This is a genomic window from Gordonia sp. ALPHA1B1 (assembly GCF_005502615.1).
Lineage (GTDB): Bacteria > Actinomycetota > Actinomycetes > Mycobacteriales > Mycobacteriaceae > Gordonia > Gordonia hongkongensis.
In genome coordinates this window covers 23,292-32,823 of record NZ_SCOC01000046.1, presented here as the reverse complement: position 1 = coordinate 32,823, position 9,532 = coordinate 23,292, and the positions used below count along the sequence as shown (strand labels likewise).

General features: G+C 65.0%; 10 protein-coding genes. All 10 read right to left on the bottom strand.

The genetic code is table 11. The features are described 5' to 3' along the window. Positions 1-6 precede the first annotated feature (6 nt). The 10 genes from FFS52_RS21100 to FFS52_RS21060 all read right to left on the bottom strand — a co-directional run bounded on the left by FFS52_RS21100 (position 7) and on the right by FFS52_RS21060 (position 9,269). Positions 7-1,485 carry an HNH endonuclease signature motif containing protein gene (locus FFS52_RS21100; protein WP_238994965.1) on the bottom strand — a complete coding sequence of 493 codons (1,479 nt, stop codon included), beginning with the start codon at positions 1,483-1,485 and terminating at the stop codon, positions 7-9. Positions 1,486-1,706: 221 nt separating this feature from the next. After that, positions 1,707-2,141, bottom strand: a complete 435-nt coding sequence (locus FFS52_RS21095; protein ID WP_058253811.1) for a nitroreductase family deazaflavin-dependent oxidoreductase — start codon at positions 2,139-2,141, stop codon at positions 1,707-1,709. A gap of 96 nt (positions 2,142-2,237) precedes the next feature. After that, entirely contained in the window at positions 2,238-3,437 is a 1,200-nt protein-coding gene (locus FFS52_RS21090; RefSeq protein WP_058253810.1) for an aminotransferase class I/II-fold pyridoxal phosphate-dependent enzyme, read from the bottom strand. Next, complete coding sequence (locus FFS52_RS21085) at positions 3,434-3,904, bottom strand: DinB family protein (protein WP_058253809.1); 471 nt, start codon at positions 3,902-3,904, stop codon at positions 3,434-3,436. Before FFS52_RS21085 ends, FFS52_RS21090 begins: the two co-directional genes overlap by 4 nt. Positions 3,905-3,939: 35 nt before the next feature. Then, the gene (locus FFS52_RS24075; RefSeq protein ID WP_254661964.1) at positions 3,940-4,491 is read right to left on the bottom strand and encodes an MFS transporter; all 552 of its coding nucleotides are present in this window, start codon (positions 4,489-4,491) and stop codon (positions 3,940-3,942) included. Positions 4,492-4,493: 2 nt separating this feature from the next. Next, positions 4,494-5,318 (bottom strand): MFS transporter, encoded by an 825-nt coding sequence (locus tag FFS52_RS24070; RefSeq protein WP_254661963.1) that lies wholly within the window; start codon positions 5,316-5,318, stop codon positions 4,494-4,496. A 314-nt stretch (positions 5,319-5,632) separates the two neighbouring features. Beyond that, positions 5,633-6,208, bottom strand: coding sequence for an ABATE domain-containing protein (locus tag FFS52_RS21075; protein WP_058253808.1), 576 nt, complete (start codon positions 6,206-6,208; stop codon positions 5,633-5,635). Positions 6,209-6,328: 120 nt separating this feature from the next. Continuing rightward, positions 6,329-7,855: an NAD(P)(+) transhydrogenase (Re/Si-specific) subunit beta gene (locus FFS52_RS21070; protein WP_058253807.1), complete on the bottom strand. Its 1,527-nt coding sequence runs from the start codon at positions 7,853-7,855 to the stop codon at positions 6,329-6,331. Between the two features lie 20 nt (positions 7,856-7,875). After that, a complete protein-coding gene (locus FFS52_RS21065; RefSeq protein WP_058253806.1) occupies positions 7,876-8,181 on the bottom strand; it encodes an NAD(P) transhydrogenase subunit alpha in 306 nt (101 codons plus the stop codon). Then, the gene (locus FFS52_RS21060) at positions 8,181-9,269 is read right to left on the bottom strand and encodes a Re/Si-specific NAD(P)(+) transhydrogenase subunit alpha (RefSeq protein ID WP_058253805.1); all 1,089 of its coding nucleotides are present in this window, start codon (positions 9,267-9,269) and stop codon (positions 8,181-8,183) included. The genes FFS52_RS21065 and FFS52_RS21060 overlap by 1 nt, the downstream gene beginning before the upstream one ends. Between the last annotated feature and the right edge of the window lie 263 nt (positions 9,270-9,532).

Sequence of the window (9,532 nt, the reverse complement as noted above, 5' to 3'; positions counted from 1 at the left end):
GCCAGCTCAGGCAGCTGCTGACCGTCGTCGTGCTGCTTGTCGTCTAACGCCATGCTCATAGATTGTCCTCTCACTGATGAGCACCGGACTTACACAGACCATCTGACACCCCCGGTCGGCGGCAGAAGACTGGCTTTCCTTCCACTCCCAGACGGCGTAGAGCACCTCGGTGGTGTACCCCAGGTCCATCCGACCCCCACCGATCGGCACCGTCGCGTCGATACCTATGGCAGGGTTTGGTTGCCACCCAGTCGGTGTCGACGTCGGTGGCGCCACCTCGATCTCCGTCCCGTCTGGCCGATGAAAGCTGAACCGCTGCAACCCGTGCGCGGTGATCGCGAACTCGCCCCGATGCAACGACCGATGACACGACCCACACAACAAGATCAGATTGTCCGGATCGGTCCGCCCACCCGCCGACCAGAACACCACATGATGGGCATGCAGATGACGCGTCCGCCCACACCCCGGCACCTGACAACACCGATCCCGCACGAACAACGACCGCACCAACGCCTTGTTCGGCGCACGCTTCCGACGCCCCACCCCCAACAACGCCAGCTTCCCCGGCTGACCGGGAACCCGGCGGCTCACCACCTCCCGAGTCGACGCCCCGCACCGGGCTTCGTCCACCTCAGCCTCCGACAACGCCGGACCGTCATCGAGATGAGCATGCTCCACCCCGTCACCGGCATGGATCAGGATCTCCGCACCCGGAGCAAGATCGGGCATCGCCATCCCGTCATGCACCATGTCGGCCATCGCCACCACCGCCGGCGCCACATTCGACGGCACCTGCCGCCACAGATCGCGACGCCGCGACGGAACCACCTCCGAATCCTCTGCTTCTGAAGCCGATTCAGTGTTCCGCGGAACACTCCCAGCGGTAGGCAGATCCGGATCATCGCAGGTCCGGGTGCGTTCATACTCCGCCCGCACCGACCCCGCCAGGAACCGCGCACCATCCAACGGACTCAACGTCAGCGACACCGACAACGACCCGTCATCGTTCCACTTCCACCGGCCCGTCGACTCCACCGGCGGCCGGCTTTCGTCTTCGACGCCACGGTTGCGGTCGATCTGGCCCATCGCCCGTACCGCCCGATCCAACTGACTCGCCGTCGATGACAACGCCAGATTCACCAACTCCGCCTCACGCTCCGGCGTGGCCACCCGTGTCAGGGCGCGGACCTTGGAATACGTCAGCCGACCTTCGCGAAACGCCGTGCGGATCACCGGCAATTCTCGGATCGCCTTGGCGACCCTCAACTGCTCATGCGCCGTTCGCGGTGCGATGCCGGCCTTCCACGACAACCAGTGCGCCAGCGAATGAATCCCCGGCCCCCGCCACGACTCCCGCTCATCCAGTTCTGCCACCAGTTCAAGGAAGTCCGCTGTCAGCGCCGTGATCTGAGCGGCGTAACCCAGCACCCGACCCTCGAGCACCTCATCAGACAACGACGCCGGATCCGCACCGTCGAACATCGACGACACATCTCCACCGCAACGAAAAGCACCGACCCCCACCGCAACCCCCAGAATCGAGCGATAAGAACAAGAACAAGATATCGCCCGGCACCGACAGTCTTTCGGGGCTCAACCCGAGGTCGAGAGTGTTCCGCGGAGCACTCCGGGGTTACTCCATCAACCCCGCCGCGGCTGTCGCACCCCAGCTCCCACCCGGCCCCCGTCTCGGACCACGAATGTCACCGACCGGCGACAAGTCGGACGAGCGGGTACTCACGCGACGACTTCTTTTGATACTTCGCGTATCGCGGCTGCGCCTCGACCACCGTGTTCCACGCGATCTGCCGCTCAGCAGCGTCGAGGACCACCGGCGTCACCGGCACCGGAGCCTCCCCATGCCGCTCGACCGACACGCCATCGGGATGGGCGGTCAAGTTGGCGAACCAGTCCGGATTGCGCTTGCCGCCACCCGAGGCGACGACCAGCCAGTCGTCACCGTCGGGGAACCAGCTCAGCGGTGTCTCGCGCACGAGACCCGAGCGTCGACCGGTCGTGCGCAGGATGAGCATCTCCATCCCCCACATCGATCCGGACTTCTTGCGGATGCGAGCGACGGTGCGCTCGTTGGTCCTTCGCTGGTACCAGAGCGACAGTGACCGAAGTGACAGGGACATGACTTCCTCCGTTGCGGTCGGGCGATGTGCCGACAGTACGGCGTCGACGGGACCAACGGCTTCTCGATTCCTGACCGGTCCTCATCTCGACGAGAGTCACCGGATGAGTCCGGCAGCTACTCCTTCCAGGATCTGCTCCAGGATCGACGCCGAGGTGGCGAAGTTGATGCGAATGTGGTCCGCACTCGATCCCCCGAATCCCCGACCACCGTCCACGAGGACACGGCCTCGGCGCCGGATCGCATCGACGGGGTCGTCGAGCCCGAATGCCGAGACGTCCACCCAGCTCAGGTACGTGGCCTCGGGAAGGTGATGGACAACTTCGGGCAGCGTCGCCCCGAGGAAGTCGTGCACCCGCCTGCGGTTACGATCCAGCACCCGGATCAGCTCGCCGTGCCAATCCGATGCCTTCTGCCATGCCGCAACATGACCGATCACGCCGAGCACCGAAACCGTGCCGTAGAGGTCCGGCGGCTCGGCGTCCCGTCGTCGTAGGAGGTCCCGGGAGCCGTAGTGAACCACTGCGCAACGCAATCCGGCCAGATTGAAGGCCTTCCCCGCAGACGTGATCGTCACGGTTCGTGCCGCCGCGGACTCATTGATCGAGCCGAACGGAATGTGGCGGTGCGGGCGGTAGACCAATTCGGCGTGGATCTCGTCACTGATCACCAGGAGGTCGAACTGGTCGGCCAGTTCGGCGATCCGATTGAGTTCTGCACGGGTGTGCACCCGACCGGTGGGGTTGTGAGGATTGACGAGAACCAGAACCTTCGGCCGATGGAGCCGGAGCAACTGCTCGAACTCGTCGAAGTCGAGGCACCATCCCGACGATGTCCGCCGGAAGGGCACCTCGACACTCCGCAGTCGCATCGTCTCGAGGGTCGCGAGGAACGGCGGGTAGTTCGGTGTCTGGATCGCCACCGCGTCGCCGGGCGCGGTGCTCAACCGCAAGAGCAGTTGCAGCGCTTGGATGAGATCGGTCTGTTCCCGGACGTGTGCGGGGTTCACGTTCCATCCGTACTTGTCGAGCATGCGCCGCGCGAAAGCACTGCGGAGGGGTGTGCCGCTCAACCAATCGGGATACCCCAGGTCCCCCCGTGCGACGAACTCGACCAGCTCGTCGTTGATCTCCGGCGCGAGCGGGAAGTCCATATCGGCCACCCACGCCGGTATCACCCCGTCGGTGCGCACCCGCGCCCATTTGGCACCAGATCGCTGCGAGAGTCGGGTGAGCTCCAGATCGTCGAAACCCGTTCGCCCCGCCCATGTTCGATTATCCGGGGACACGATGCTCATCGCCGATCACCGGCCAGCGCGAGAAGCGCGTCCCGGGACAGCTCGATCTGCCCGTGGTGCTGGGCGAGTTCTTCCAGTACGTGCAGAAGGACCCCACACGGCGACAGCTCTCGGGCGGGTCCCTCATAGGCGCTCGGCGGGCTGTTCAGCAGCGGCGCGGTCGGATCGAAGCCCGCGAGGTCGTCGACCAGTCGGGACTGCAGTGCGGTCACCCGGCCACGTAGGTCGGCGACCGACCCCCTGGCCGTGAACTCCGCCGCGCGGTTACGCCGACTCGGCCGGTCGGCGATGAGATGCCCGATCCAATAGTCGACCACCTCGGTGCAGTGATATGCGATCGCCCACGGCGGGTTGGCCCCGGCAAGGGGCGGCGCCTCGTTGGCGTGCTCGTCACCGAGTAGCTCGAGTGCATCGAGCATTCCGTCGAAGGCACGGCGCACGAAGTACAGATACTCGTCGATGTTCATGTGATGTGGTCACGTCCTCTGCGTTGTGGTTCTGACTAGTCGATCTGCTCGAGTACGGCATTCTTGGTCTCGGGGAGCATGGTCAGGACGACGCCCGCGCCGATAGCGAAAAGCACCGCACTGGTCGTGAATACGAGTCCGGTTCCGCCGAAGCCGAGCAGTGCCGGGACGGCGAGCGGACCGAACACGGAGCCGAGGCGACCCATCGCCGTGGCTGATCCGACGCCGGTGCCTCGGCTGTTGGTGGCGAACAGCTCCGGCGTGTAGGCGAAAATGGAGGAGAACATGCCGAAGAAGAAGAACTGCAGGAAGGAGCCGGCAACGATGAGCTCGACGGTGCCCGAGCTCTGGCCGTAGAAGAAGGCGGCGATTCCGGAACCTACGGTGTATCCCGCCAGGCAGTATCGACGCCCGAGACGCTCGATGAGATAGGCGGCCGACAAGAACCCGGGAATCCCCCAGAGCCCCATGGCCAGAACGAATCCGATGCTCTTCGCGACATCCAGACCGCTGTCGGTGAGGAGCTTACCGATCCAGGTGGTCAACCCGTAGTAACCGGTCATCAGGCAGAACCACACCGCCCACACGGTCAAAGTGCGTGCTCTGTTGCGGACGTCGAGAAGCGCTCGCCACCCGCCGTGCCGGGGCCGACGTCCGGAATCGGCGTGTAGTCGGGAAGTGGTTCGGCGGTGGCCTCCCGCACCCGCTGCTCGAAGGCGCTGAGCGTTCGTTCGGCGTCCGCCTCATGGCCCCTGGCGATCTGCCACCGCGGTGACTCAGGCAAGTTCCTGCGGACGATCAACGCGATCACGGCGAGCCCGGCCTGCATGAGAAAGAAGCCCCGCCAGCCGAATTGCGAGGCGACCAGGAGATAGGAGAGCGCGCCGGCAGAGATGAATCCGAGCGGCCACGCTCCCTCCAGCAGGGCCGCATACCGGCCACGTTTCGACGACGGCATGAATTCGGCGAGAATTGCTGCAGCGACCGGGAATTCAGCCCCCATACCGATTCCCAGCACGAACCGGAAGGCCAGCATCGATTCGTACGACCAAGCGAACGAGAGGCCGACGCTGGCGAGCCCCCAGATCACGATGCTGTACTTGAAGACACGCAGGCGACCGAACCGGTCGGCCAGCGCTCCTGCACCGATGGCACCGAAGAACATCCCGGCGAAACTCGCACTCCCCAGTACGCCGGTCTGCGCCGGGCTGAGATCGAAGTGGTCGCTGATGGGTGAGAGCAAGAAGGTCATCGCCCCCAGGTCGATGGAATCAAAGAACCACGCAGTTGCGATGACCAGGAACAGGTTTCGCTGCACGGGCGACCAGGGCAGTCGCTCCAGGCGACCGGCGACTTCGGCTGGGGTGAGGGTCGTGGGCGCGGTCGTCGAGGCCGCGAGTGGTGGTTTCGTCAATGGAGTTCGATCTCTCTCGACAGAAGGAGACGGCGCAGCGGCGCACCGTAGATGACTTCCCGGGACTCCGTCACCGGCTTAACCGGTTACGGATTGCACCGAGTGTGTACCTTCGATTCGTCACCTGTCAAGGGGGTTACTCAAATTCGGATACGCGGCACTACCAGGTATTTCCGTCGTTTCAGAGCCGTCATGACGCCGTAACACGGCTGCGCGGCCACCCGCGCCCGACGACCGTCCGGGCGCAGGATCGTGCGGACCCGGCACCGGCGATGATCGACCGAGTAACGGGAGAACTTCCTCGCGGAGAGGATTCAGGTGGAGAGTTCCTTGTGGCGGCGTCGATAATCCGCCGCCTTCTTGCGATTGCCGCATTCAGCCATGCCACACCACCGCCGTGAGCCGCCGCGCGACACGTCCACGAACAACCGGGTGCAGTCAGGGTTCGAGCACTCGCGCATCTTGGCGAGGTCGGCGGACGCGAGCAACTCGATGGCGTCCCGCGCGAGCAGACTCAATCCATTACGAGTCGTCCCTGTCACTTTCGCCATTCCGTCGATGTCCAGCGTGACAGTGGGCAGAGGCGTGGCGGCAGCAGAATTGAGCACGGCAGCGGACTCGGGATCGAAGTTCCTCCTGCCGACGGACGTGTCGTCGCCGGAGCCGAGGCAACCGACCACCACGTCGTAGATCGCCTCACGAACCCGTCGGGCGTACTCGATGTCCACGGTGTCCGGATCGTCCACCAGGTCGAAGAGTCCCGCTTCGGAGAACCACCGGGACAGGTCACCGGAGTCGCCGAGGAGTTCGGTACGTATGGTTCGACGCCACAGCATCGTACCCGCGAAATCGAGGCTCGACCGCCCGCTGACGAACACAAAACCCGACACATAACCATCTTGACAGGTGACGGTGCTCGATTCAACGTATCGAGGTGTTTCCCCGCCGAGAAACAGCCGAGGCCCCGGCAACCAGAACGGTTGCCGGGGCCTCGGTTGGTCACGAAAACGCTAGAGCGCCTTGAGTTCCTCGATGACGCTGTCGACGCTCTTCTTGGCGTCGCCGAAGAGCATGCTGGTGCCGTCGGCGAAGAACAGCGGGTTCTCGATACCGGCGTAACCCGAACTCATCGACCGCTTGAGCACGATGGTCGATCGCGCCTCGTCGACGTTGAGGATCGGCATGCCGTGGATCGGGCTACTCGGATCATTGCGCGCCGCGGGGTTGGTGACGTCGTTGGCGCCGATGACGATGGCGACGTCGGTCCGGCTGAACTCGCCGTTGATGTCGTCCATCTCCTTCATCGAGTCGTACTCGACGTCGGCCTCGGCCAGCAGCACGTTCATGTGCCCGGGCATGCGACCGGCGACCGGGTGGATCGCGTACTTGACCTCGACACCCTTGGCCTCCAACAGCTTCGCCATCTCCTTGACCGCATGCTGGGCCTGCGCCACGGCCAGACCGTAACCGGGGACGACGATGACCTGGTTGGCATATGCCATCTGGATCGCGGCGTCGGCAGCCGAGGTCGCCTTGACGGTGCCGCCGGCCGCACCCGGACCGCCCGCGGCAGCAGCATCGCCACCACCGAACGAACCGAACACGATCGCGGGGATCGACCGGTTCATCGCCTTGGCCATGAGGTTGGTCAGGATCGAACCCGACGCGCCGACGATCATCCCGGCCACGATCAGCGCCGTGTTGTCCAGCGCGATACCCGCGGCCGCAGCCGACAGACCGGTCATCGCATTGAGCAGCGAGATGACGACCGGCATGTCCGCACCACCGATGGGGAACACCACGAACAGACCCATCACGCCCGCGGCGACCAGGACTCCGACCATCCACCAGACGCTCGCGCCACCACCGTTGGAGGCGTTGACACCGAGATAGATCGCCAGCCCCAGCGCCACGATCAGCAGCACGATGTTGGCGGCCTGGAACAGCTTCGCGTTGGAGACGAAGGTCTTCTCCAGCCCCTTGGGCATGATCTCCTGCAGCTTCGCGAACGCCACCAGCGAACCCCAGAACGAGACCGACCCGATGATTGCGGCGATCAGCGAACCGATCACCAGCGGCGACGCCGGTTCGACGTTGTGGAACGACGAGAACCCGGAGGTCTCGATGAACTCGGCCCACGCGATGAGCGCGACGGTGCCGCCGCCGACGCCGTTGAACAGCGCCACCAGCTGCGGCATGGCCGTCATCTTGGTCTTGAGTGCGGGCGGAATTCCCAGCGCCACACCGAGAATCAGACCGACGGCGATGAGCACCCAGTTGATCGTCGGTACGCCCTCGGTCGAGTGCCCGTCGGAGCCGACAGCTCCTTCGTTCCACACGTAAAGCAACGTTGCGGCGACGGCCAGACCCATACCGACCGCGGCGATCCAGTTGCCACGCACCGCGGTCTTCGGTCCGGTCAGACCCATCAGACCGTAGATGAACAGGGAGAACGAGACGATGTAGAGCGCGGTCACCAGGTAGCCGACGCCCTCACTCGGGGTATGCGCACCCGCCGCGAGTACCAGCTGTGACACAGAAGTCTCTGGGGAGCCGTTCACTTGGCCACCTCTTTCTTACCCTTGAACATGCCCAGCATCCGGTCGGTGACCGCGAAGCCACCGATGACGTTGAGCGTGCCGAACACCAGCGCGACGAACGCGATGATGCGCACACCCCACCCGGCGTCGGCGGGCAACTTGCCCAGCACGACCAGTGCACCGAGCACGACGATGCCGTGAATGGCGTTGGTGCCCGACATCAACGGAGTGTGCAGGGTGTTGGGGACCTTGGAGATGACGGCGAAACCGACGAACCCGGCGAGCACCAGGATCGCGAGATTCGCGAGAAGACCGGCATACATCAGGCAGACACCTCCTGCTCGGTACGGGTGACACACGCAGCCGCGACGACCTCGTCGTCGAAATCCGGTGTGATGGAGCCGTTGTCGTCGAGCATCAGCTCGATCAGCGCCAGCAGGTTCTTCGAGTACAGCTCGCTGGCGTGCTCCGGCATCGTGGCCGGCAGGTTCAGCGGAGCGGCGATGGTGACGTCGTGTTTCACGACGGTCTGACCCGGCTCGGTCAGCTCGCAATTACCGCCGGTCTCACCGGCGAGGTCGACGACGACACTGCCCGGCTTCATACCCTCGACCGCGGCCGCGGTCACCAGACGCGGAGCCGGACGACCCGGCACCAGCGCAGTGGTGATCACCACGTCGAAACCCTTGATCGCGTCTTCGAGAGCCTGCTGCTGCTGCGCGCGCTCGTCGTCGGTGAGCTCACGGGCGTACCCGCCCTCACCGGCGGCGTCGATGCCCAGATCGAGCCACTGCGCGCCGACCGAACGGACCTGCTCGGCGACCTCGGGACGCACGTCGTAACCGGTGGTCCGCGCACCCAGACGCTTGGCCGTGGCCAAGGCCTGCAGCCCGGCCACACCGACACCCAGGACCAGCACCGTCGCCGGCTTCACCGTGCCGGCCGCCGTGGTCAGCATCGGGAAGAACCGCGTCGACACATCCGCGGCCACCACGACCGACTTGTAACCTGCGACATTCGCCTGCGAACTCAGCGCGTCCATCACCTGGGCGCGCGAGATACGCGGAATGGCTTCCACCGCGTACGCCTCCACGCCTGCTTCCCGCAACGTGGCGATCTGATTGTCGGCGTTGCGCGGCGCGAGAAAGCCGATCAGCTTCTGCCCGCTCCGCAGCTTCGCGATCTCCGCATCCGACGGCGGCGACACCCTCAGGACCACATCGGACCCATATGGATCGCCGATCGTCGCACCGGCCTCGGTGTACGCCTCGTCGGGGATCAGGGCGCCGAGACCGGCCCCCGACTCCACCACGACGGGCACACCCTTGCCCACCAGCGCGGCGACGACCTTCGGGACCAGCGCCACCCGGCGCTCTCCCTCGGCCGTCTCGCGCACGACACCCACTGTCATCTATCTCACCTGTCTGGTCCGGCGCCATCGAGCAGCGCCGCGGTTCGGCGCCAGGACTCGGCGCGTCTTGTCAACGAGGTGACCCGCTTCCAGATCGTGCAGCTCCGCCATGTGTGGGCGCAGCGGACGACCTGACGCAGGTCACGAGGTGCTCGGATGGGACAGGATGGCTGTCACCCGGCTCACATAAAGGTGCGATGAACATAACATGCGCTCTCAGCGACAGCTCAGGTGAGTCAGATACCTCACTCAACCCTTGAAGC